This is a genomic window from Allobosea sp. 05L423 (assembly GCF_056397745.1).
Genome location: NZ_JBFTOA010000003.1, coordinates 605539 through 627326, shown reverse-complemented (window position 1 = coordinate 627326; position 21788 = coordinate 605539). Strand labels below are relative to the sequence as shown.

21 protein-coding genes are annotated in these 21788 nt (G+C 67.0%); 7 read left to right on the top strand and 14 right to left on the bottom strand.

The genetic code is table 11. The features are described 5' to 3' along the window. Positions 1-186: 186 nt before the first annotated feature. Positions 187-489 carry a hypothetical protein gene (locus tag AC1DNE_RS11180; RefSeq protein WP_476766086.1) on the top strand — a complete coding sequence of 101 codons (303 nt, stop codon included), beginning with the start codon at positions 187-189 and terminating at the stop codon, positions 487-489. A 3-nt stretch (positions 490-492) separates the two neighbouring features. Here the strand turns inward: AC1DNE_RS11180 and AC1DNE_RS11175 are convergent, their stop codons facing one another. After that, positions 493-1434: a PLP-dependent cysteine synthase family protein gene (locus AC1DNE_RS11175; RefSeq protein ID WP_476766087.1), complete on the bottom strand. Its 942-nt coding sequence runs from the start codon at positions 1432-1434 to the stop codon at positions 493-495. A gap of 71 nt (positions 1435-1505) precedes the next feature. Here AC1DNE_RS11175 and AC1DNE_RS11170 point away from each other — a divergent pair, with 71 nt between their 5' ends. Then, complete coding sequence (locus AC1DNE_RS11170) at positions 1506-1967, top strand: MarR family winged helix-turn-helix transcriptional regulator (protein ID WP_476766088.1); 462 nt, start codon at positions 1506-1508, stop codon at positions 1965-1967. On the opposite strand, the gene ubiG is transcribed toward AC1DNE_RS11170, so the two are convergent. Then, the gene (ubiG, locus tag AC1DNE_RS11165; protein ID WP_441468428.1) at positions 1964-2725 is read right to left on the bottom strand and encodes a bifunctional 2-polyprenyl-6-hydroxyphenol methylase/3-demethylubiquinol 3-O-methyltransferase UbiG; all 762 of its coding nucleotides are present in this window, start codon (positions 2723-2725) and stop codon (positions 1964-1966) included. The genes AC1DNE_RS11170 and ubiG overlap by 4 nt on opposite strands. 143 nt (positions 2726-2868) lie before the next feature. Here ubiG and AC1DNE_RS11160 point away from each other — a divergent pair, with 143 nt between their 5' ends. After that, positions 2869-4107, top strand: coding sequence for an aspartate kinase (locus AC1DNE_RS11160; protein ID WP_441468429.1), 1239 nt, complete (start codon positions 2869-2871; stop codon positions 4105-4107). Positions 4108-4181: 74 nt separating this feature from the next. On the opposite strand, the gene AC1DNE_RS11155 is transcribed toward AC1DNE_RS11160, so the two are convergent. The 3 genes from AC1DNE_RS11155 to AC1DNE_RS11145 are packed head-to-tail and all read right to left on the bottom strand — an operon-like array spanning position 4182 to position 8968. Next, positions 4182-7316: an efflux RND transporter permease subunit gene (locus AC1DNE_RS11155; protein ID WP_441468430.1), complete on the bottom strand. Its 3135-nt coding sequence runs from the start codon at positions 7314-7316 to the stop codon at positions 4182-4184. Further along, the gene (locus AC1DNE_RS11150; protein ID WP_476766090.1) at positions 7313-8503 is read right to left on the bottom strand and encodes an efflux RND transporter periplasmic adaptor subunit; all 1191 of its coding nucleotides are present in this window, start codon (positions 8501-8503) and stop codon (positions 7313-7315) included. The genes AC1DNE_RS11155 and AC1DNE_RS11150 overlap by 4 nt, the downstream gene beginning before the upstream one ends. Before the next feature lie 15 nt (positions 8504-8518). Beyond that, positions 8519-8968 carry a MarR family winged helix-turn-helix transcriptional regulator gene (locus AC1DNE_RS11145; protein WP_476841046.1) on the bottom strand — a complete coding sequence of 150 codons (450 nt, stop codon included), beginning with the start codon at positions 8966-8968 and terminating at the stop codon, positions 8519-8521. Between the two features lie 224 nt (positions 8969-9192). On the opposite strand from AC1DNE_RS11145, the gene AC1DNE_RS11140 reads away from it, so the two are divergent. Both AC1DNE_RS11140 and AC1DNE_RS11135 read left to right on the top strand, forming a co-directional pair. Continuing rightward, complete coding sequence (locus AC1DNE_RS11140) at positions 9193-10284, top strand: NADH:flavin oxidoreductase/NADH oxidase (protein WP_476765989.1); 1092 nt, start codon at positions 9193-9195, stop codon at positions 10282-10284. Positions 10285-10445: 161 nt separating this feature from the next. Next, positions 10446-11939 carry a carboxypeptidase M32 gene (locus tag AC1DNE_RS11135; RefSeq protein ID WP_476765988.1) on the top strand — a complete coding sequence of 498 codons (1494 nt, stop codon included), beginning with the start codon at positions 10446-10448 and terminating at the stop codon, positions 11937-11939. Between the two features lie 251 nt (positions 11940-12190). Here AC1DNE_RS11135 and AC1DNE_RS11130 read toward each other — a convergent pair whose 3' ends face one another. From AC1DNE_RS11130 to AC1DNE_RS11100, 7 genes are read right to left on the bottom strand one after another with little or no spacing between them, the layout of a single operon-like run. Continuing rightward, positions 12191-13243: an ABC transporter substrate-binding protein gene (locus AC1DNE_RS11130; RefSeq protein WP_441468435.1), complete on the bottom strand. Its 1053-nt coding sequence runs from the start codon at positions 13241-13243 to the stop codon at positions 12191-12193. Further along, complete coding sequence (locus tag AC1DNE_RS11125; RefSeq protein WP_441468436.1) at positions 13240-14442, bottom strand: NAD(P)/FAD-dependent oxidoreductase; 1203 nt, start codon at positions 14440-14442, stop codon at positions 13240-13242. The genes AC1DNE_RS11130 and AC1DNE_RS11125 overlap by 4 nt, the downstream gene beginning before the upstream one ends. Next, positions 14439-15827, bottom strand: a complete 1389-nt coding sequence (locus AC1DNE_RS11120) for an FAD/NAD(P)-dependent oxidoreductase (protein WP_441468437.1) — start codon at positions 15825-15827, stop codon at positions 14439-14441. The genes AC1DNE_RS11125 and AC1DNE_RS11120 overlap by 4 nt, the downstream gene beginning before the upstream one ends. Then, on the bottom strand, positions 15824-16129 hold the full coding sequence (locus AC1DNE_RS11115; protein ID WP_441468438.1) for a (2Fe-2S)-binding protein: 306 nt from the start codon (positions 16127-16129) through the stop codon (positions 15824-15826). Before AC1DNE_RS11115 ends, AC1DNE_RS11120 begins: the two co-directional genes overlap by 4 nt. A gap of 5 nt (positions 16130-16134) precedes the next feature. Beyond that, on the bottom strand, positions 16135-16929 hold the full coding sequence (locus AC1DNE_RS11110; RefSeq protein WP_476765987.1) for an ABC transporter permease: 795 nt from the start codon (positions 16927-16929) through the stop codon (positions 16135-16137). Positions 16930-16940: 11 nt separating this feature from the next. After that, complete coding sequence (locus AC1DNE_RS11105; RefSeq protein ID WP_441468440.1) at positions 16941-17795, bottom strand: ABC transporter permease; 855 nt, start codon at positions 17793-17795, stop codon at positions 16941-16943. Further along, positions 17792-18841, bottom strand: coding sequence for an ABC transporter ATP-binding protein (locus AC1DNE_RS11100; protein ID WP_441468953.1), 1050 nt, complete (start codon positions 18839-18841; stop codon positions 17792-17794). The genes AC1DNE_RS11105 and AC1DNE_RS11100 overlap by 4 nt, the downstream gene beginning before the upstream one ends. A 171-nt stretch (positions 18842-19012) precedes the next feature. Here AC1DNE_RS11100 and AC1DNE_RS11095 point away from each other — a divergent pair, with 171 nt between their 5' ends. After that, positions 19013-19831: an IclR family transcriptional regulator gene (locus AC1DNE_RS11095; protein ID WP_441468441.1), complete on the top strand. Its 819-nt coding sequence runs from the start codon at positions 19013-19015 to the stop codon at positions 19829-19831. A 91-nt stretch (positions 19832-19922) separates the two neighbouring features. Further along, the gene (locus AC1DNE_RS11090) at positions 19923-20237 is read left to right on the top strand and encodes an Rdx family protein (protein ID WP_441468442.1); all 315 of its coding nucleotides are present in this window, start codon (positions 19923-19925) and stop codon (positions 20235-20237) included. A gap of 148 nt (positions 20238-20385) precedes the next feature. On the opposite strand, the gene AC1DNE_RS11085 is transcribed toward AC1DNE_RS11090, so the two are convergent. Further along, a complete protein-coding gene (locus AC1DNE_RS11085) occupies positions 20386-21003 on the bottom strand; it encodes a thiamine phosphate synthase (RefSeq protein WP_441468443.1) in 618 nt (205 codons plus the stop codon). Between the two features lie 14 nt (positions 21004-21017). Further along, positions 21018-21788 carry a thiazole synthase gene (locus AC1DNE_RS11080; RefSeq protein ID WP_441468444.1) on the bottom strand — a complete coding sequence of 257 codons (771 nt, stop codon included), beginning with the start codon at positions 21786-21788 and terminating at the stop codon, positions 21018-21020.

Here is a 21788-nt window from a genome sequence, read left to right as displayed (position 1 = left end):
TGACCGAGCCTGGGCGGGTCCAGCGGATGTGGATGCCGATCATGCACCATATGCTGCGCTGCGCCATTGATCTAAGGAATTACACTGCGGCGCAAAATTCTCCCCCGACGCCGGCCTGCCAGGGCGCTTGCGCTTTCTTCACCCTTCCAGGCGATCTTCGGTGCGGCGCGGCCAGGAGAGGAACCCATGCGCAGTCTGCTAATGATGGTCGGCCTGCCTGATCTGCCGCTGCTTTCCGTCATCCTCATCGTCACGATGATCGTCCTCACCGTGCTCCTGTTCGGTTGGATTTCCGACTTGCTGCTCGGAAATGCCGGCTTCGGCGCGCTGTTCAACGCCGGGCTGATCCTTGTCGGCGGCTTTGCCGGCGCCTGGCTGTGGCATCGCTTCGGGTTCCCGACGCGCATGGATCCCAATGCCCTGCGGGCAGCGATCGCACTCGCATCGGGCCTCGTCCTGCTTGTCGCTGCTGCCGTGTTCAGGCCGTAAGCATCAATCCGGCAGCGCCGCGGCGAAGCTGTTCAGATACTTCATGCCGGTGTCGCACATGACGGAGACGATGGTCGCGCCCGGCCCGAGCCGCTTCGCCAGGCGCAGCGCCGCGACGACGTTGCCGCCGGTCGAGGTGCCAGCGAACAGACCCTCCTCCCGCGCCAGCCGCAGAGCCATTGCCCTCGCCTCGTCCGTCGAGACGGCCTCGATCGCATCGACGAGGTCGGTCCGCCAGAGCGGCACCACATAGCCGGCGCCGATGCCGTCGATCTTATGGGCGCCGGTGGGCCCGCCCGATAGCACCGCCGATTCCGCCGGCTCGATCGCGACAAGCGCGATGGACGGGGCAAGGCGACGCAGAGCCTCCCCGGTTCCGCGCAGCGAGGCCGCCGTGCCAACGCTCTGCACGAAGCCGTCGATCCGGCCGCCGGTCTGCTCCCAGATTTCGTCGGCGAACCGGTCATAAGCGGCGAACTGGTCGATGTTGCGCATCTGATCGGTCCAGAAGGCGCCAGTCTCCGCCGCAATGATCCGGGCGGCCTCGATCATTTCCCGCGTCAGCTTCTCGGTCATACGGCCGGACTCGCTCGGGATGATCGTCAGTTCCGCGCCGAGCAAGCGCATATGGCTGAGCTTTTCGCGTGCGAAGGCGTCGGACGTCACGATGTGCAACCGGTAACCCTTCGCCGCGCAGACCTGTGCGAGCGAAACGCCCGTGCTCCCGCCGGTGTATTCGACGACGCTGCCGCCCGGCCGGAGCCGCCCATCGGCTTCGGCCGCCTCGATCATGGCGAGCGCCATGCGGTCCTTCATCGAGCCTGTCGGGTTCTCGCTTTCGAGCTTCAGCAGTAGCCGAGCACCGTCCGGGGGAACGATGCGGCGCAGGGGCAGCAAGGCGGTGCCCCCGATGCGGCTCAGAATGTCGGCAGGCGGCGTCGGCATCGCGAAATCCTCGAAATCCCACATTACATGTATATGCAATCATTGCATCTACATGTAAATTGAGATTCGCCATGCAGCGACAACGCGGATTTCGTGAGGAGGTGCGCAGGCTCGCTGCGAGCTGCGCCGGGGTGACCATTCGGCAGGCAGCGCGACGGGTTACGCAAATCTACGACGAAGCGCTCAGGGATAACGGGCTGAGCGTCGCACAGCTCGGCCTGATGGCCGTGATCGCAACGAATGAAGACGACCGGATGGCAGCGCTCGCCGAGCAGGCGGGACTCGATCCCTCCACGCTTTCGCGGAATCTGCGAGCCTTGGAGCGCGACGGCCTCATCGAGATCGCAGCGGTCGAAAAGGATCTGCGCCGCCGCTCGGTCTGGCTGACGGAAGAGGGAGCCAGGCGGCTCCAGGCGGCGCTGCCGGCCTGGCAGGCGGTGCAGCAGCGCGTGGCGGAAGCGCTGCCGGCCGATCTCATTCAGCGGCTGGCGGCGGCAAACGGGACGCTCGCCGAGCCGGAGAGCGAAAGCTAGACCGCGCCGCCGCGGCTGGCGGCGAGCATGTAGTTCACATCCATGTCGCGAGCCGCGCTCCAGCGACCGGTCAGCGGATTGAAGACCACACCGGTCTGCGTTCCAAGCGTGAAGCCGTTGCCTTCGATGGCGCCGCCGAGTTCGCCCGGTGTCACGAACTTCTCCCAGTCATGCGTGCCCTTCGGCAGCCAGCGCAGCACATATTCGGCGCCGACAATGGCGAGCGCATAGGATTTCAGCGTGCGATTGATCGTCGCCATGATGAGCAGACCGTCGGGCTTCACCGCCGCGCAGCAGGCCGCGACGAAGGCCTCGACATCGGCGACATGCTCGACGACCTCCATCGCCAGCACGATGTCGAAGCGCTTGCCGGACGCGACGACCGACTCGATCGTCTCCTCGCGATAGTCGATGGCCAGGCCGCTCTTCTCGGCATGGGCGCGCGCGACGCTGACATTGGTCGGCGCCGGGTCGAGCCCGGTCACCTCCGCGCCGAGCCGAGCCAGCGGCTCCGACAGCACGCCGCCGCCGCAGCCAATATCGACCAGGCTCAGGCCGGCAAGCGCCCGCATCTGCTTGGGATCACGCCCGAAATGCGCGCAGGCTTCGTCGCGGACATAGGCGAGGCGCACCGGGTTGAACTTGTGCAGGACGGCCATGGGCCCCTTCGGATCCCACCACTCGCGCGCGATCGCATCGAAACGCGCGACTTCGGCCGGATCGATCGTCGAGCCTGTCCGCTCAGCCGCAGCCGCCATGAACCGATCCTTCCTTTATGCGATGCCACATTGACACCGCGCCTGCCGACCGTCATCTACACCCGCCCCGCCGCCAGTGCGAGGGCGACGTTTCGACCCGGCATCTTCGGCCGGGGACAGCTATCGAGAGCCCAAAGACCGTCATGGCCCGTCTGGTGATGAAATTCGGCGGCACCTCTGTCGCCAATATCGAGCGCATCAAGAACGCGGCGCGCCACGTCAAACGTGAGTTCGAAGCGGGCAACGAGGTCGCGATCGTCGTCTCGGCGATGTCGGGGAAGACCAACGAACTCGTCGGCTGGTGCAAGGAAGCGGCACAGCTCTACGACCAGGCGGAGTACGACACCGTCGTCGCCTCGGGCGAGCAGGTCACCTCCGGCCTGATGGCGATCGTGCTCAAGGAAATGGGCATTCCGGCCCGCTCCTGGCAGGGCTGGCAGATCCCGATCTACGGCTCGGACGCGCATGGTTCGGCCCGCATCGTCGATGTCGACGGCGCCGGCATCATCGCCGGCTTCGACCGCAACCGCGAGGTTGCGGTCTGCTCCGGCTTCCAGGGCGTGCATGCCGAGAGCCGCCGCATCGTCACGCTCGGCCGTGGCGGCTCCGACACCAGCGCGGTTGCGCTCGCCGCCGGCCTGAAGGCCGATCGCTGCGACATCTACACCGATGTCGACGGCGTCTACACCACCGATCCGCGCGTGGTGCCGAAGGCCAAGCGCATGGACAAGGTCTCCTTCGAGGAAATGCTCGAAATGGCCTCGCTCGGCTCCAAGGTGCTGCAGGTGCGCTCGGTCGAGATCGCGATGGTCCATCGCGTCCCGACCTATGTGCGCTCCTCCTTCGACGACCCCGAAAACCCCAATCCTGGCACCCTCATCTGCGACGAGGACGACATCGTGGAACAGCAGATCGTCACCGGCATCGCCTTCTCCCGGGACGAAGCCCAGATCACGCTCCGGCGCGTGGCCGACAAGCCCGGCGTCGCCGCGGCGATCTTCGGCCCGCTCGCCGACGCCAACATCAATGTCGACATGATCATCCAGGTCGTCTCGGACGACCAGGCGACGACCGACATCACCTTCACCGTGCCGACCGCCGATTACGAGCGCGCCAAGACGCTGCTCGAGAGCAAGCACGACGTGATCGCCTATCAGGAGATCCAGGGCGCGGCCGACGTCGTGAAGATCTCCGCGATCGGCGTCGGGATGCGCTCTCACGCCGGCGTCGCCGCCCGCGCCTTCCGCGCACTCGCCGAGAAGGGCATCAACATCCGCGCCATCACCACTTCCGAGATCAAGTTCTCGGTGCTGATCGATGCGGCCTATACCGAGCTCGCGGTGCGCACGCTGCACTCGCTCTACGGTCTCGACGCGGCCTGAGCCTTCCGGAAAACGACCTAAAAAAACGCCGCCGGCTTCACGGGAAGCCGGCGGCGTTTTCTTTTGATCCGACCTCACTCCGCCGGATGAGTGACGTGCGCCGGTTCCTGCTTGCTGCCGCGCAGCCAGCCGCCGAGGCGGAGGAGTCCGTTCGACAGCCTGTCCATGTAGAGGAACAGGACCGGCGTGATGAACAGCGTCAATACCTGCGAGATCATCAGGCCGCCGACGACCGCGATGCCGAGCGGCTGGCGCAGCTCGGCGCTCGCGCCGGCGCCCAGCGCGATCGGCAGCGTGCCCATCAGCGCGGCCAGTGTGGTCATCAGGATCGGCCGAAAGCGCATGAGGCAGGCCCGGTGGATCGCGTCCTGCGCCGACGCACCTTCGCGCAACAGCACGAGCGCAACGTCGATCATCATGATCGCGTTCTTCTTGACGATGCCGATCAGCATGAGGAGGCCGATGATGGCAATGACCGAGAGGTCCATGTCGAAGAGCCTGAGCGCCCCGAGCGCGCCGATCGCGGCCGAAGGCAGGCCGGTCAGGATCGTCAGCGGGTGAATGAAGCTCTCGTAGAGGATGCCGAGCACGATGTAGATCGTCAGGATCGCGCCCGCGATCAGCAGCCCCTGGTTGGCCAATGAATCCTGGAAGGTCTTGGCAGTGCCGGCGAGCGTCGTCGAGAGCGACTTCGGCAAGCCGATCTGCTCCTTGAGCGTGTCGATGCGGTTGACGCTGTCGCCGAGCGCCACGCCAGCCGGCAGATTGTAGGAAATCGTCACGGCGGGGAGCTGGCCGAGCTGGTTGACCGTGAGCGGGCCGGCCGTCCGTTCGACCCGCGCGACGGCGCCGAGCGGGACCAATGTGCCGTTCTTGGCGCGCACCCGAATGGCGTTCAGGTGCTCGGGCGTCCAGTGCTCGTTGGGATTGAACTCGACGACGACATTGTAGTTGTCGCCGGTGGTGTAGATCGTCGAGACCTGCCGGACGCCGAAGCCCGAATAGAGGGTCGAACGCAGGATGTCTGCACCGATACCCAGCGCATTGGCCTTGTCGCGGTCAATCGTGAGCGTCGCCTGCAGGGCGTTGTTCTGCAGATCGGTGGTGACGTCGGCGAAGGTCCCACGATCGCGGCTCATCGCGTCGGCGAGCCGCAGAGCCCAGTCATTCATCAGCGCCTGATCGAGCCCCTGAACCACGAGCTGGTACTGGCTCTTCGAGGCGCGCGCACCGATGTTCAGATTCTGGACTGGAACCATGTAGGTGTTGATGCCCGCCACCTGGCCAAGGTCGCGGCGCAGCGAGGCAAGGACCTCCTGCAGCTTGGGGCGCTCGTCCAGCGGCTTCAACTCGACGAAGAGGCGCCCGGAGTTCAGCGCGCTGCCGCCGCCGCCATTGCCGCCGACCGACGAGGCGACATGCGCGACATAAGGCGACTTGCGGAAGATGTCGGCAACCGTGGACTGCAGCTTCAGCATCGCGTCGAAGGAGATGTCCTGCCGGGCTTCCGTCGAGACCTGGAGCTGGCCGATATCCTCCTGCGGGAAGAAGCCCTTCGGCGTCGTCTGCAGCAGCCAGACGGTGCCGGCCATGGTGAGAAAGAAAGCAAGCAGCATCAGCGGCTGGAAGCGCAGGCAGAATTTCAGCCCCCGATCATAGCCTGACAACACCGCATCGAAGCCCTTCTCCAGCCAGCGGCCGAGTGCGTTCTCCTCATGATGCTCGGAGTAGCCCGAAAGCAGGCGCGAGCACAGCATCGGAGTCAGCGTCAGCGAGACGAAGGCGGAGGCGAGGATCGAGACCGTCACCACCACCGCGAACTCGTTGAAGATGCGGCCGATCACGCCGCCCATGAGCAGCACCGGGATGAAGACCGCGACCAGCGAAAGCGAGATGGAGATAATGGTGAAGCCGATCTCGCTGGCGCCCTTCAACGACGCCTCATAGGCCGAGAGCCCATCCTCCTCCATGTGCCGGACGATGTTCTCCAGCATGACGATGGCGTCGTCGACAACCAGGCCGACAGAGAGCGTGAGGCCCAGCAGCGAGATGTTGTCGATCGAGAAGTCGAGCATGTACATCGCGGCCAGCGTCGCGATGATCGAGATCGGCACCGCCACCGCCGGGATGAAGGTCGCGGCGACCCGGCGCAGGAAGACGAAGATCACCATGATCACGAGCGCGACGGTGAGCAGCAGCGTGAACTGCACATCCTCCACCGCCTGGCGGATCGAGGTCGAGCGGTCGTTGAGCAGGGAGAGCGCGGCGGCGGCCGGCAATTGGTCCTGGAAGGTCGGGATCATCGCCTTGACGCGGTCGACGACTTCGACGGTGTTGGCGTCGGGCTGACGCTGCACCGCCAGCACGATCGCCGGCATGCCGTCATAGGTGCTGCGGGTCTGGGTGTTCTCGACGGAGTCGATCACCTTGGCGACGTCGCCAAGCCTGACCGGCTTGCCGGAGCGCGTCGCGATGATGACGTTGGAGAACTGGGCGGCGTTGGCGAGTTGGGTCTGCGCCTGGATGGTGAGCTGCTGGGCCGTGTTCTGGAGGGTGCCGACCGGCGTGTTGGCATTGGCGGCCGTGATCGCAAGTTGCAGCTCGTCGAGGCCGATGCCGCGCGCCGCCAGAGCGGTCGGGTCGATCTGGATGCGCACCGCGTATTTCTGGCTGCCCCAGATCAGCACCTGGGCGACGCCTTCGACCGTGGACAGAGCCGGCGAGATGACCTGTTGCGCGAAGGCGTCCAGCTGCGACAGCGGCACGACATCGCTCTTCAGCGCCATCAGGATGATCGGCGCGTCGGCGGGATTGACCTTGCGATAGCTCGGCGGCGTCGTCATCTCGATCGGCAATTGCCGCAGGGTGCGGGTGATCGCTGCCTGCACGTCGGCGGCAGCCGCGTCGATGTCGCGGTTCAGCACGAACTGGATGGCGATCGAGGTCGCGCCCTGCGAGTTCGTGGTCGAGATCGAGTCGATGCCGGCGATGGTGCCGAACTGCTTGACCAGCGGCGTCGCGATCGAGGTCGCCATGGTGTCCGGCGAGGCGCCGGGAAGCTGCGCGGATACGTTGATGACCGGAAACTCGGCGCGCGGCAAGGCCGCGACCGGCAGGAAGCGCCAGGCGAACAACCCCGCCAGCACCAGCGAGACCGACATCAGAATGGTCGCAACGGGGTGCTTGATGCAGAAGGAGGAAATGTTCATGAGCGCGCGCCCTCGGCCACCGGCGTGCTCGCCGGCGGCTTCTCGCTGGTCGCGCCGCGCTCACGCACCCGCGTGCCCTGGTTCAGCCGCATCTGGCCATCGATGACGACCCGCTCCCCCGCAGCGATCCCCTCGGACACCGCCGTCTTGTCGCCGTCGGTCAGCGCCACCTTGATCTGACGCAGATCGACGGTCGAGTCAGGCTTCACCACGAAGGCATACTGGCCCTTCTGCCCGGTCTGGACTGCGACCGTCGGAATCACGGTGATGCCCATCAGCGTGTCCGGGATAATCTCGACATCGACATACTGACCGGGCCAGAGTGTGAGATCGTCATTGGCGAAAGCTGCCTTGGCCGTGATCGTTCCCGATGTCATGTCGACGGTCGAATCGACGAAGTTGAGCCTGCCTTGCGCCGGCGGGCGGCCGGTATTCGGCACGCGGGCCGTCACCGCTATGGGCTTGGCGGCCGCGAGCGCAGCCTGCAGGGTCGGCAGCTCATGCTCCGGCATGGCGAAGGATACGCGCAGCGGCTTCATCTGGGTGATGGTCAGCAGGCCTGTGCCGCTGCTGTTGTTGGCGGCGTTGACGAGATTGCCCGGCGTGACCTGGACGGCGCCGATACGGCCGTCGATGGGCGCCATGATCCGCGTGTAGCTCAGCTTCAACCGGTCCGCGTCCAGGGTGGCGTGGTCACCCTGGATGCTGGCCGCCGAGCTGCGCTCGTCGGCGGTTGCCTGGTCGACCTGCGCCTGCGTGCCGGCATTGCGAGTGAAGAGCTGCTTGTAGCGATCGAGATCGGCGAGGTTGCGCGTATGGGTCGCCTCGTCGCGAGCCAGCATCGCCTCATCCTTGGCGATCTGAGCCTTGATGTCGCGATCGTCGAGGGTGAAGAGCAGATCTCCGGTCTTGACGAACTGCCCGTCGGTGACGTGCTGCTGCATGATCTGGCTGTCGATACGCGAGCGCACGAGGACGCTCGCCGGGGTTTCGACGAAGCCGATGGCGCGCTTGCGCACCGGGAAATCGACCTGGACCGCCGCAGCGGACGCGACCGCGACGGGCGCGCCATCTCCCCGCCCGCGCGCCGCCTGCGCGTTTTCCGCGCCGTGCGAGCGCCAATACCAGACGCCCGCGGCCGCGACCGCGACGAGCATCAGCCCGGTGACAAAACCTGAACGCTTCATGTTCGCTCCACTCGTTCAGGCGGTCTGGCCGGCGGAAGCCAGCATCTGCGTCTTGTCTTCCCGCTGGGCGCGGGTCTGTTCGCGGATCGTGGCCAGGGTATCCAGCGCGGAAAGGATCGACCTTTCCTCAACCCCGCCAAGCACCTCCTGAGCAATCGCGGTGCGCACTTCATCAAGGTCGTCCACCAGCGCCCGACCCTCCGGGGTCAGGTAGAGCCGATAAGCGCGTCTGTCGGCCGGGTCCTCCCGGCGCTCGATCAGGTTCTGCCCCTGCAGCCGGTCCAGCAGTCTTGCGAGCGAAATCGGCTGCAGATCCATCTGCTCGGCCAGCGCGGCCTGATTCAGCCCCTCCTGCCGCCGCAACCGAGACATCACGCCCCACTGCGCTCGCGTCGTGCCGTGCTGCCGGGCCCGCTGATCAACATAAGTCCGCAACAGCCGAGACGTTTCAACGAGCTGGAACATGAATTCCCGCCGGAGGGGTCGCTTCATACAGAATCTCCAAACATAAGCCTGCTTATAGTATGTCAGATTACGGCGGTTTCGCGGTCGCACAATGCCGAACGCGAAATCGTGAGCGGCGCCGCAGCGTGGCGCGTATCTGATGTGCACGGCCCGCTCTGGCCTCGCGGGGGAAAGCGCTTCTAGACTGCCTTCCGAACCTTCCCTCATTGAGAAGCCTTTCCGACATGAGCCAGCTCTTCAGCCCCTACCAGCTCGGCAGCCTCACGCTCGCCAATCGCATCGTCATCGCGCCCATGTGCCAATATTCAGCCAAGGACGGCTGCGCGACGGACTGGCACACCATCCATCTCGGCCATCTCGCGCTTTCCGGTGCGGCGCTGCTCATCATCGAGGCGACGGCCGTCGAGCCCGACGGGCGCATCAGCCCCTTCGATGTCGGCCTGTGGTCGGACGAGACGGAGGCCGCGCTGGGCAAGGCGCTGGAGGCGGCCCGCTCCTGGTCGGACATGCCGATCGCGATCCAGCTCGGCCATGCCGGCCGCAAGGCCTCGGTGGCGCAGCCCTGGAAGGGCGGCGGTCAGCTCGGCCTCGACGAGGGCGGCTGGAATGTGCATGCGCCCTCGGCGGTCGGCTTCGAGACCTATCCGCGTCCGCCGCGCGCCCTCACCCGCGATGACATCGCCCGTCTCATCGAGGCTTTCGCGGATTCGGCGCGGCGGAGCGTCCGGCTCGGGCTGGCGGCGATCGAGTTGCACGGCGCCCATGGCTATCTGATGCATCAATTCCTCTCGCCGCTCTCGAACAAGCGCGACGACGAGTATGGCGGCTCTCTCGAAAACCGCATGCGCTTCCCCCTCGAAGTCTACGAAGCGGTGCGCTCGGTGGTGCCGGCGGGCTTCCCGTTGGGTTTCCGCATTTCCGGCACCGACTGGGTCGAAGGCGGCTGGGATGTCGAGCAGAGCATCGCCTTCTCCCAGGCGGCCAAAGCCCGCGGCATCGATTTCATCCACGTCTCGAGCGGCGGCCTGTCCACGGCCCAAAAGATCCCGCTCGGCCCGAGCTACCAGGTCCCTCTCGCGCGGGCCGTGAAGGAGGCTACGGGGCTCCCCACGATCGCTGTCGGCCTGATCACGGAACCGGAGCAGGCCGAGGCCATCATCGGCACGGGCGAGGCCGATCTCGTCGGGCTGGCGCGCGGCATCCTCTACAATCCGCGCTGGCCCTGGCACGCCGCAGCCGAGCTGGGCGCCAGCGTCAAGGCGCCGGACCAGTACCTGCGCTCGCAGCCGCGGCAGTATTCCAAGCTGTTCGCCTGAATTCGCAACACTCGTTCGCTCGTCACCCCGGGCGACCGCAGGGAGACCCGGGATCCATGCCGGAACGACGCCGAACGGCGCTCAGGCATGGATCCCGGATCTGCGCTTCGCTTCGTCCGGGATGACCGCGCATAAGACACGAAGGCCCGGAGATACCTCCCATGACCGCCTATTCCGACCTCACCGCCCATTTCGGCCGCATCGCCGCGCTCTCCAACGCCATCGGCATCCTGCAATGGGACAACGACACGATGATGCCGAAGGGTGCCGCCGAGACGCGGGCCGAGAGCATGGCGCTGCTGCATGTCATGCGCCACGGCCTGGCGACCGACACCCGTATCGGCGATTGGCTCACGGATGCCGACAGCGACAACGGCCTCGGCGCCTGGGAGAAGGCCAATCTGCGCGAGATCCGGCGCGTCTGGACGGTCGACACCGCGCTGCCCGCCGATCTCGTCGAGGCGTCGAGCAAGGCGATCTCAGCCTGCGAGATGCGCTGGCGCCAGGCGCGGGCTGATTCCGATTTTGCCGGCCTGCTGCCCTATCTCGCCGAGGTGCTGAACCTGCAACGGCAGATCGGCAAGGCCAAGGGCGAGAAGCTCGGGCTTTCGCCCTATGACGCCCTCCTCAACGACTATGAGCCGGGCGGCAGCGCGGCCAAGATCGACGCGCTGTTCGACGATCTCGCCGCCTTCCTCCCCGGCTTCGCCGAGGAAGTGATGGCCGTGCAGGCGCGCCGGCCGGCGCTGTCGGCGCTCGAGGGCCCCTTCCCGACGGAGACGCAGCGCGCGTTGGGCCTGAGGCTGATGGCAGCACTGGGCTATGACTTCGGGCGCGGCCGGCTCGACATTTCTACCCACCCCTTCTGCGGCGGCGCCGACAACGATGTCCGCATCACCACGCGCTACGACGAGGCCGATTTCACCAAGGCCCTGATGGGCGTCCTGCACGAGACCGGCCACGCGCTTTATGAGCAAGGCCGGCCGCAGGGCTACCTCAACCAGCCGGTCGGCGCAGCGCGCGGCATGAGCGTGCATGAGAGCCAGTCCCTGCTGATGGAGATGCAGGCCTGCCGCTCGCGCCAGTTCCTCGCCTTCGCCGCGCCGCTGATGCGGGAGAGTTTTGGGGGTCATGGCCCGGCTTGGGAAAGCGAAGCGATGTGGCGCCGCTATACCCGCGTCGAGCCGGGCTTCATCCGCGTCGATGCCGACGAGGTGACGTATCCGGCCCATGTCATCCTGCGCTACCGGCTGGAAAAAGCGCTGGTCGCCGACGAGATGCCGCTCGCAGAACTGCCCGCGGCCTGGAACGCCGGGATGAAATCCCTGCTCGGCGTCACCGTCCCGGACGACCGGGTCGGCTGCCTGCAGGATATCCATTGGCCGTCCGGCGGCTGGGGCTATTTCCCGACCTATACGCTCGGCGCGATGACCGCGGCCCAGATATTCGACGCGGCCTGCCGGTCCGAGCCCGCTATCCTACCGGGCATCGGCAAGGGGGATTTCAGCCCGCTGGTCGGCTGGCTGCGCGCCAACATCCACGGCAAGGGCTCGCTGCTTTCGACCGACGATCTGCTCACCGAAGCGACCGGCCGGCCGCTCGATGCCTCCGTGTTCAAGGCGCATCTGCGCCGCCGCTATGTTGAAGAGGTGTAACGGCCGCGGCGTTTCCGTCATGCTCGGGCTTGACCCGAGCATCTCGTGACATGCGGGCTCCCGAGCCTCCTCCGGCAAGGGATTCCCGGGTCTTCGCTTCGCTCCGCCCGAGAATGACGCTCGTAGGCAGGATGGGAGTTTCTCGATACTCGTCAGCTATTTGACCGACTCGGCTGAAGCGCCACGCGACCTCAAACGAAAACGGCCGATCCTCGCGGACCGGCCGTTTTCCTATCGGAGGAGCAAGCGGCTCAACGCTCGATCATCTTGTTCCAGCGGCTGTTCCATTCCGGGCGCTTGGCGTTGATCGCGTCCCAATCCAGCACCACCGCCGTCTTCATGTTGTTGTGGAAGGCCTCGAGCTTCTTCTCGGCCTCGGCCGTCTCGGCCTTGGCCTTCGGGTTCGAGGGCACGACGTTGCCGGCAGCCAGCGCCTTCGACTGCGCCTCGGGCGAGAGCAGGTAGGCGGCGAGCTTCTGCGCCAGCTCCGGCTCCGAATTGTTGGCGATGACGCATTGCGCGACCATCAGCACCACCGAGCCTTCCTTCGGCTGGGCGTACTCGACCGGGATGCCCTTCTCCTTGAGCGTGGCGACGGCGGTCGGGGTCAGCGGGAAGATCGCAGCCTCGCCGGTCTGGACCATCTCGGAGATCTTGGCCGAGTTCGGGATGAACTCGAGCACGTTCTTGCCGATGGTGTCGCGGAACTTGCCGAAGCCCGGCTCGACATTGGCCTCGGTGCCGCCCTGGATGCGGTTGAACATCAGGAAGGCATGAAGGCCGAAGGACGAGGCCGAGGCCGACTGGAAGACGACCTTGTCCTTGAACTTGGGATCGGCGAGGTCCATCCAGGAGGTCGGCGCCGCCCAGCCCTTCTCGTCGAACATCTTCTTGTTATAGGCGAGGCCGGTCATGCCCATGTCGATGCCGACGGCCATGTCGCCCTTCATGCGGGCGCCCTTGTCGACCTGGGCGATCTCCGGGCTGTCCTTGAGCTTCTCGCAGAGGCCGGCGCCGATGGCGCGGACCATCACGCCGTCGTCGAGGAACATGATGTGCATCTGCGGCTTGTCCTTGGCCGCAGTCGCCTTGGCGAGGATGTCCGAGGACGTGCCGGGCACCACCACGATCTTGACGTTGTTGGCCTTCTCGAAGTCCGGGAAGACGGCCTGGGTGAAGGTGCGCTCGAAATTGCCGCCGTTCATGCCGACATAGAGCGTCTTGGTCTGGGCGAAGGCGCTGCCGGCGGCGGTCAGCGCGAGCGCGGCGACGGTGCCGGCCAAGACGGTGCGACGAGTGATCATGAGTGGGCTCCCCTGCTTTGCGGCTCTGACTGCGAACGCGCACCCGAGCCGTGGCTGGTGCGGTCCTGACCCTCCGGCCCGGAAGGCCGGCTGAAACGGGCGATGGAAAACGCTTCGATCGGCGTGGACGTGCGGCCGTCGCGGACGAGCTCGGCCAGCACCTCGCCGACGCCGGGCGCGATCTGGAAGCCGGCGCCGGTGAAGCCGAAGGCGTGGATCAGGCCGGGCGTCGTACCGCTGAAGCCGATGACCGGGTTTCGGTCGGGCATGGACGCCTCGGTGCCGGACCAGAAGCGGATCGCCTGGGCATGGCGCAGCGCCGGGAAGACCTCTGCCGTGCGGTTCATGATCGCGAGCGCACCCTCCCCGCGCGGACGCGAGAAATCGGCATTTTCGAGCGGCAGGGCGCGCTCGCCGCCGACGACGCAATTACCGCGCTCGACCTGCCGGGCGTAGATGCCTCCGCCCTCCATGCCGATGTTGACGGTCATCACCGGCGGCAGCGGCTCGGTGACGATCATCGAGGGGTAGATGCGCGAGAGCGGCACAGGCTCGCCGAAATCGGCGGCGAAGCGATCCGCCCAGGCGCCGGCGCTGTTGATCACGATGCTGGCCGTCACGCTGACGCCCTCTCCAGCCTCCAGCGCGAAGCCCTCGCCGTTGCGCGCGATGCCGGTGACCGGCGTGTTCTCCAGCACATGCGCACCGGCACGCCGAGCGGCGCTGGCGAAGGCGGCCGAGACGAGGCGCGGATTGGCGTGGCCGTCACCGGCGCAGAGAGAGGCGCCGAGGATGCTGCCGTCGATCCATGGAAAGCGCTCGCGCAGCCCGTTATGGCCCATGAGCTCGAGGCAGAGGCCTTGATCGGCGACCTCGGCGGCGTAGGACTCGAGCGCGGCCATATCGGCCTCGCTGCGGGCAAGCTTGAGATGGCCGGAACGCAGGAACTCGCCATCGATGCCGATCAGGCCCCTGAGACGCGGCCAGACGGCATGCGCCCGCTGCGACAGCGGCAATTGCTCGCGCGGACGGCCCTGCCGACGCACGCCGCCATAGTTCACGCCGCTGGCCTGCGCGCCGCAGAAGGCCTTGTCGAGCAGTGCGACGCTGAAGCCCATATTGCGCAGCGCCAGCGCTGCGGAGGAGCCGACCAGGCCGCCGCCGACGATGGCGACATCGATGTCGAAATGGCGGCTCATTCTGCGGCCTCCGGCCGATCCGCCGTCGGTTGCAAGGCGAGTGGGATCGGCTTCACCGGCGCCTGTGCCCTCGGCCTGCCGACGGCATCGATCGGCTTGCCCGTCGCAGCAGCCAGCACCTCGGCGGAGGCGGCAGCGCACATCCGCCCCTGGCAGCGCCCCATACCGACGCGGCTCACCGCCTTCAGACGGTTGATCTCACTGATATCAAAACGGCCTGCGGCCTCGCGCACCGCCCCGGCCGTGATCTCCTCGCAGCGGCAGAGCATAGTGGCGTCGTCGATCGCCCCCGCCCAGTGGGCCGGGAAGGGAAAGGCGGCTTCGAGCACGTCGCGCAGCCGGCCGATGCGGGCAAGCTCGGCTTCGAGCGCAGAGGCGCGTGCCTTGTCGAAAGCCAGACTGCGATCTTCGAGAAGCGCCAGCGCGGCGCGCTCGCCAGCCCGCTCCGCCGCATCGGCTCCGGCGATGCCGGCCCCGTCGCCGGCAAGATAGACGCCCGGAACGGAGGCTCGGCCGGCGGCGTCCCGCATCGGCAGCCACGCGCGGTCGCGCTCGTTGAAGCGGAAGGCACAGCCGGCGAGATCGGCGAGCTGCGTCTCGGAACGGAGCGCAAGGCCGTAGCCGACACCGTCGCAGGCCAGGCGCCGCTCGCGGCCGCCCTCGCGCCAGGCCACGCCGGAGACCCTGCCATCGCCTTCGATGCGCAGCCCCTCGATGCCGGTGCGGATGGCTATGCCACGCAGACGCAGCTCGGCGACGAAGCGCATTCCCCGCAGCACGATGCCGGGATCGAGCGGCAGGGCCTTGATCAGATTGAGCTTGGCGGAACTGGGAGCGGCGTCCAGCACTGCCGCAACCTCGACGCCCGCCTTCATGTACTGCCAGGCAACAAGATAGAGCAGCGGGCCGGAGCCGGCAAAGACGACGCGGCTGCCGATGGCGCAGCCCTGGGCCTTGAGCGCGATCTGGGAACCGCCGAGCGTGAAGACGCCGGGGAGCGTCCAGCCGGGGACCGGCAGGACGCGGTCGGTCGCACCGGTCGCGAGGACAAGCCCATCGTATTCGGCACGGCGGGTCGCGCCGGCAACTGCGATGTCGGCGCTGCCGTCGCGCAGGCTCCAGAGCAGCGCCTGCGGCCAATAGTCGATGCGGCCGCCCAGCGCGGCGAAGGCGGCGTGGAGGCGTTCGGCCTTGCCCGCCTCGGACCCATAGAGGTCCTTGGTCGAGCGGCCATCCTGAACAAGGCGCTGGCGATAGATCTGCCCGCCACAGGCCGGCGCCTCATCCACCACCAGCGGGCGCAGGCCGGCAGCGACGAGCGCCTCGGCGGCGCGGATGCCGGCCGGTCCGGCGCCGACGATCAACGGCTGCGGACGCTTGCTCATGCCACGCTCCCGAGCTTCGTCACGATCCGCATGCCGGGGACGAGGGGCGTCGTGCAGGCGCGCAGACGCTCGCCCGTCTCGGTCATGACCCAGCAATCCTGGCAAGCGCCCATCTGGCAGAAGCCGGCGCGCGGCTCACCGGTGAATTCGGTGCGGCGCAGGCTGTCGGTGCGGTTCAGGATCGCACTGAGAAGGGTATCGCCGGTGCGGCCCTCGCAGGGCACGCCATCAAGCGTGAAGGCGATGGCGGGGTGGTCCTTGCGGACGATGCGATGAAGCAGCGGCTTCTGGTTCGAGGACATGGCGGTCACTTCTGGCCGACGAGAATCTTGTCGAGGCCGAAGGCGCGGTCGAGCACCAGCATGGCGCCTGCCGTCAGCGCGATCATGAGGGCCGAGACCGCTGCCATCATCGGATCGATCGACTCCGTCGCGTACATGTACATCCGCACCGGCAGCGTCACCGTCTGCGGCGAGGTGACGAAGATCGACATGGTCAGTTCGTCGAAGCTGTTGATGAAGGCGAGCAGCCAGCCGCCGGTGATGCCGGGCAGGATCATCGGCGCCGTGATGCGGCGAAACACCGTCCAGTGCGAGGCGCCGAGCGTCATCGCCGCCTGCTCGGCGCTGCGGTCCATGCCCGAAAGCGCCGCCATGACCAGGCGCATCACATAGGGCGTGACGACGATGACATGGGTGACGACCAGCCAGGCGAAGGAGCCGGTCGCACCGATCAGCGCGAAGAGGCGCAGGAAGGCGACGCCCAGCACCAGATGCGGAATGATCAGCGGCGAAAGAAATAGCCCGTTCAGCGCATCGCGGCCGGGGAAATCGTAGCGGTCGATTGCGAGCGCGGCGGGCACGGCGAGCGCGACGGAGAGCGTCGCAGCCAGCGTCGCCAGCCAGAGACTGTTGTAGAAGGACGGCACGAAATCGGGATGGGCGAAGATCGCCCGGAACCAGCGCAGCGAGAAGCTGGTCGTCGGGATGGAGAGCGTATTCTCCGGCGTGAAGGCGACGAGGCAGACCACGACGAGCGGCGCCAGCACGAAGGCGACGACGAGGCCGTGGAAGAGGAGCGCGACGGGGCCGTTGCGATGCATGGCGTGCGCCCTCAGCCCAGAGCCCGGCGGGCGCGCGTCTCGACGAGACGGTTGTAGCCCAGCATGATGATGAGGTTGGCGAGGAGCACGATGATCGCGATCGCGGCGCCCAGCGGCCAGTTCAACTCGGACATGTATTCGTCATAGACCAGCGTCGCCGCCATCTTGAGGCGCCGGCCGCCGAGCAGGCCGGGAATGGCGAAGGCGCTCGCCGAAAGACCGAAGACGATCAGGCTACCGGAGAGCATGCCGAGCGACACTTGCGGCAGCACGATCCGGCGCAGCGCCGTGAAGCGCGAGGCACCGAGGCTCCAGGCTGCCGCCTCGACCATCGGGTCGAGCTTCTGCAGCGCCGTCCAGACCGGGATGACCATGAAAGGCAGCATGACGTGGACGAGCGCGATCACGATCGCAGTCTCGGTGTAGAGCAGCCGGACCGGGCTCAGGCCCAGAGCCTGCAGGGCCTGGTTCAGCAGGCCGGCGGAGCCGAGCAGCATGCTCCAGCCGAAGGCGCGGACCACCACCGAGACGAGCAGCGGGCCGATGATGACAAGCAGGAAGATCGAGCGCCAGGGATCGCCCATGCGGGCCAGCACATAGGCTTCGGGTGCGCCGATCAGAGCGCAGATCAGCGTGGTCAGCGCAGCGAGCCGCAGCGTGCGCCAGAAGATCGTGAGGTAATAATCGTCGGATGCGACGGTCAGGTAGTGGCTGAGAGTGAAGCTGTTCTGGATGCCGGAGGTGTGATCATAGGCATGGAAGGACAGGATCACCGTCAGGATGAGCGGGAGGACCACGAGCCCGAGGAAAAGCAGCGTCGCCGGCGAGACGAGCAGCCAGGGCGTCAGCGTGCGCTGCCCGCTCATGCCACCGCTCCCGCAGTCGTGACCACGGCGCTGTCCGCCTGCCAGTCGAGGGCGACGCCCTCGCCTTCGCCGGCCGGCTCACCGCCCTGGTTCGGCGCCGAGACCAGGATCATCCCGACCGGCGTCTCGATGTTGAAGAGCCAGTAGCTGCCGAGGAAGAAACGGCTCGTGACCCGCCCGTCCAATAGCCCCTGACCTGCCGACTTCAACAGGATCTTCTCGGGCCGCAGCGTCAGGATGGCCGCAGAACCTTCGGGCAGGCTCGCCGCCTCGCTCGGCAGCGCGACGCCGCCCGCCTCGGCCCGGCCGCCGCGCCAGACGGCCTCGATGCGGTTCATCTTGCCGACGAAGGAGGAGATGAAGGCGGTCGCCGGCCTCTCGTAGAGCCGATAGGGCGCGTCGATCTGCGTCATGCGCCCCTGCTCCATCACGACGACGCGGTCGCTGATCGAGAGCGCCTCGGCTTGGTCGTGCGTGACCATGATCGTGGTGGTGCCGACGCTGCGCTGGATGCGGCGCAGTTCGAACTGCATCTCCTCGCGCAGCTTCGCATCGAGGTTGGAGAGCGGCTCGTCGAGCAGCAGCACCGGTGGCGCGATGACGAGGGCGCGGGCGATGGCGACGCGCTGGCGCTGGCCGCCGGAGAGCTGACGCGGATAGCGCTCGGCAAAAGGCGCGAGATGGACGAGGCCGAGGATCTCCTTCACACGCCGGTCGCGCTCGGCCCTGGCGACCTTGCGCATCTCCAGGCCGAAGGCGACGTTCTCAGCCACCGTCATATGCGGAAAGAGCGCATAGCTCTGAAACACGATGCCGAGGCCGCGGCGGCTGGGCTTCTCGCGGGTGATGTCGCGCCCATCGAGGGTAATGGTGCCCTTGGTCGGCTCGACCAGCCCCGCGATCATCTGCAGTGTCGTCGTCTTGCCGCAGCCGGAGGGGCCGAGCAGCGAGACGAACTCACCCTTGGCGACGCTGAGATCGACATCCCTGACGGCGGTGAAGTCGCCGAAGACCTTGCTCAGCGATTGCAGCGTCAGGAAGCCCATGAACACCTCGATCGGCAGGCTTTCCGGTGGCCGGAAAAGCCGGACTGCGATGGCGCAAGCAAAGGGAGACGACACAAATTCGTCAATCTTCAATTCCGCATTAGAGAATTTTTGTTGACATAATTTCTCTATGCAGAATTTTGATCGCCATCTGACGTTTGATTTTCTCGCATGCAACCTGTCGACGAACCCGTCTCCTCGCTTCGCCGCGCGCTTGGGCTATTGCGCATCCTCTCGGAGGGCGATGGTGGTGGCATGCGGCTGAAGGACATCGCCGAGACTGCCGGCTGCGGCCAGCCCACCGCACATCGCGCGCTGCGCGACCTGATGGCCGAAGGCTTCGTCGAGCAGGCAGCCGGCGGCAAGCGCTACCGGCTGGCGCTCGACTTCTTCGTCATCGCGGCCCGCGCCGGGCAGGCAGGCGGCCTGCGCGAGCTGGCCCGCCCCGTCCTGCTGCGGCTCTCCGCGACGCTCAGCGACACGATCTTCCTGCTGGTCCGCAACGGCTATGACGCCGTCTGCCTCGACAGGATCGAGGGACCCTTCCCGATCCGCTCCTTCACCGGCGATATCGGCGGCAAGGTACCGCTCGGCATCGGCCAGGGCAGCCTCGCCATGCTGGCCCATCTGCCGGAGGACGAGCGTGAGGCGGTGATCCGCTTCAACATGCCCCGCCTGCTCGACCGCGGCTTCCTCGACGAAGCCGCGCTGCGCAGCGCGATGGCGACGGCGCGTGAGCAGGGCTGGGTCAACCTCAATACCGGGCTCATCGCAGGGATGGCCGGTGTCGCCGTGCCGGTCTTCGATGCGCGGGGCCGCGTGGTCGCGGCGCTCAGCGTCGGCACGCTGGCCGAGCGGCTGCGCGAGGACCGGCTGCCCAACGTCATCGCCATGCTGCGCAGCGAGGCGGAAGCTCTGGGCGCCAAGCTCAACCCCTTCGATGTCGCGCTGCGCTATCCCTCGCGCAGCCTGAGCACGATGGCGGGCTGACAAAGCGCAGCCGCCATGCCGCTTTCAGGCTTGCATCGCGGCAACGGAAGCGGGATGTCGAGGCGAACATCCCTTTCAACGGTGGCCGATCATGACCGAAACCAAGCCCGCTCCCCGCATCGCCATCACCTATTGCTCGATGTGCAATTGGATGCTGCGCTCGGCCTGGCTCGGCCAGGAGCTGCTCTCGACCTTCGGGCAGGATCTCGGCGAGGTCGCGCTGATCCCGCGCACCGGCGGCATCTTCCAGATTACCTATGACGGCGAGCTGATCTGGGACCGCAAGACCGATGGCGGCTTCCCGGATTCCAAGGTGCTGAAGCAGCGCGTGCGCGACCGGCTCGACCCCGAGCGCAGCCTCGGCCATGTCGACGGCCATACGATGCCGGCGGAAGCCGAGAGCTGAAGCTCTCCCTTCACCATCGACATGATCGGTAGTCATCCCGGGCGCAGCGAAGCGGAGACCCGGGATCCATGCCGGAACGCCTCCGGCACAGGTTCAGGCATGGATCCCGGATCAGCGCGGCTTTGCCGCTTGTCCGGGATGACAGCGTTCAGGACCCGGGCGACGGGCGCTCACGCGTCGCCGCGACCCAAGCCTTCAGCCTCCCCTCAGGATCGGCGTTCAGCGTGATGTCGGTCACCGCCGCGACGATGTCGGCACCGGCCTCGAACACCCCCGGCGCCCGCTCCAGCGAGATGCCGCCGATGCCGACCAGCGGCAGGTCGCCGATACGGCGCTTCCACTCGCCGAGCCGCTCCAGCCCCTGCGGCCCGAAGCGCATCTGCTTCAGGATCGTCGGATAGACCGGACCGAGCGCGACATAGTCCGGCTCCGTCGCCAGCGCCCGCTCCAGCTCGGCTTCGTCATGGCTGCTGACGCCGAGCTTGAGCCCCGCCTTGCGGATCGCGCCGAGATCGGCGTCGTCGAGATCCTCCTGGCCGAGATGGATGAAATCGCAGCCCTCGGCGATGGCGAGCTTCCAGTAGTCGTTGACGACGAGCACACAGCCGGCCGCCGCGCAGAGCGTCCTCGCCCGGGCGATTTCGCGTGCGACCTCGGCCTCGGGGCGGTCCTTGACGCGCAACTGCACCAGCTTGACGCCGAGCGGCAGCATCCGCTCCAGCCAATCGGCGCTGTCGAAGATGGGGTAGAACGGATCGAGCTTCATGCGGGACGAGTCTTTCAGGCCAGGAAGGCTTTGCCCATGACGGGGGTGGAGGGAGCGGCCATGTCGCGCGCCTCGATCGGCTGCGCGGCGAAGGCCTGGCGGCCGGCGCGGATGGCGAGCGCGAAGGCCTCCGCCATCGCCGCGGGGTCGCCCGCCTTGGCGACGGCGGTATTGAGCAGGATGCCGTCATAGCCCATCTCCATCGCCTGTGCGGCATGGGAAGGCAGGCCGATACCGGCATCGACGACGAGCGGAATGTCAGGGAAATGCTGACGCATGCTGCGCAGGCCATAGGGGTTGTTGAGCCCCCTGCCCGAGCCGATCGGTGCGCCCCAGGGCATCAGCACCTCGCAGCCGGCATCGAGCAGCCGCCCGCCGACGACGAGATCCTCCGTGGTGTAGGGAAAGACCTTGAAGCCGTCATCGGCGAGGATGCGGGCGGCCTCGACCAACGCGATCACATCCGGCTGCAGCGTGTCGTCCTCGCCGATCACCTCGAGCTTGATCCAGTCGGTGCCGAAGACCTCGCGCGCCATCTGTGCGGTGGTCACCGCTTCCTTGACGGTGTGACAGCCCGCCGTGTTCGGCAGAACCTTGACGCCGAGCTCGCGGATCAGCGCCCAGAACGCCTGCCCGGCGCCGCCGGCCGATTCCCGCCGCAGCGAGACGGTGACGACCTCGGCGCCCGAGCGCTTCACCGCCTCGGCCAGGATCGCGGGAGACGGATACTGCGCTGTACCGAGGAAAAGCGGATTCTGCGGCTCGAAACCATAGAAGGACGCCAT

Bases quoted from the DNA above. Each gene is read 5' to 3' on its own strand.
- AC1DNE_RS11180 (WP_476766086.1), top strand. From the start codon at position 187: ATGCGCAGTCTGCTAATGATGGTCGGCCTGCCTGATCTGCCGCTGCTT.
- AC1DNE_RS11175 (WP_476766087.1), bottom strand. From the start codon at position 1,434: ATGCCGACGCCGCCTGCCGACATTCTGAGCCGCATCGGGGGCACCGCC.
- AC1DNE_RS11170 (WP_476766088.1), top strand. From the start codon at position 1,506: ATGCAGCGACAACGCGGATTTCGTGAGGAGGTGCGCAGGCTCGCTGCG.
- ubiG (WP_441468428.1), bottom strand. From the start codon at position 2,725: ATGGCGGCTGCGGCTGAGCGGACAGGCTCGACGATCGATCCGGCCGAA.
- AC1DNE_RS11160 (WP_441468429.1), top strand. From the start codon at position 2,869: ATGGCCCGTCTGGTGATGAAATTCGGCGGCACCTCTGTCGCCAATATC.
- AC1DNE_RS11155 (WP_441468430.1), bottom strand. From the start codon at position 7,316: ATGAACATTTCCTCCTTCTGCATCAAGCACCCCGTTGCGACCATTCTG.
- AC1DNE_RS11150 (WP_476766090.1), bottom strand. From the start codon at position 8,503: ATGAAGCGTTCAGGTTTTGTCACCGGGCTGATGCTCGTCGCGGTCGCG.
- AC1DNE_RS11145 (WP_476841046.1), bottom strand. From the start codon at position 8,968: ATGTTCCAGCTCGTTGAAACGTCTCGGCTGTTGCGGACTTATGTTGAT.
- AC1DNE_RS11140 (WP_476765989.1), top strand. From the start codon at position 9,193: ATGAGCCAGCTCTTCAGCCCCTACCAGCTCGGCAGCCTCACGCTCGCC.
- AC1DNE_RS11135 (WP_476765988.1), top strand. From the start codon at position 10,446: ATGACCGCCTATTCCGACCTCACCGCCCATTTCGGCCGCATCGCCGCG.
- AC1DNE_RS11130 (WP_441468435.1), bottom strand. From the start codon at position 13,243: ATGATCACTCGTCGCACCGTCTTGGCCGGCACCGTCGCCGCGCTCGCG.
- AC1DNE_RS11125 (WP_441468436.1), bottom strand. From the start codon at position 14,442: ATGAGCCGCCATTTCGACATCGATGTCGCCATCGTCGGCGGCGGCCTG.
- AC1DNE_RS11120 (WP_441468437.1), bottom strand. From the start codon at position 15,827: ATGAGCAAGCGTCCGCAGCCGTTGATCGTCGGCGCCGGACCGGCCGGC.
- AC1DNE_RS11115 (WP_441468438.1), bottom strand. From the start codon at position 16,129: ATGTCCTCGAACCAGAAGCCGCTGCTTCATCGCATCGTCCGCAAGGAC.
- AC1DNE_RS11110 (WP_476765987.1), bottom strand. From the start codon at position 16,929: ATGCATCGCAACGGCCCCGTCGCGCTCCTCTTCCACGGCCTCGTCGTC.
- AC1DNE_RS11105 (WP_441468440.1), bottom strand. From the start codon at position 17,795: ATGAGCGGGCAGCGCACGCTGACGCCCTGGCTGCTCGTCTCGCCGGCG.
- AC1DNE_RS11100 (WP_441468953.1), bottom strand. From the start codon at position 18,841: ATGGGCTTCCTGACGCTGCAATCGCTGAGCAAGGTCTTCGGCGACTTC.
- AC1DNE_RS11095 (WP_441468441.1), top strand. From the start codon at position 19,013: ATGCAACCTGTCGACGAACCCGTCTCCTCGCTTCGCCGCGCGCTTGGG.
- AC1DNE_RS11090 (WP_441468442.1), top strand. From the start codon at position 19,923: ATGACCGAAACCAAGCCCGCTCCCCGCATCGCCATCACCTATTGCTCG.
- AC1DNE_RS11085 (WP_441468443.1), bottom strand. From the start codon at position 21,003: ATGAAGCTCGATCCGTTCTACCCCATCTTCGACAGCGCCGATTGGCTG.
- AC1DNE_RS11080 (WP_441468444.1), bottom strand. From the start codon at position 21,788: ATGGCGTCCTTCTATGGTTTCGAGCCGCAGAATCCGCTTTTCCTCGGT.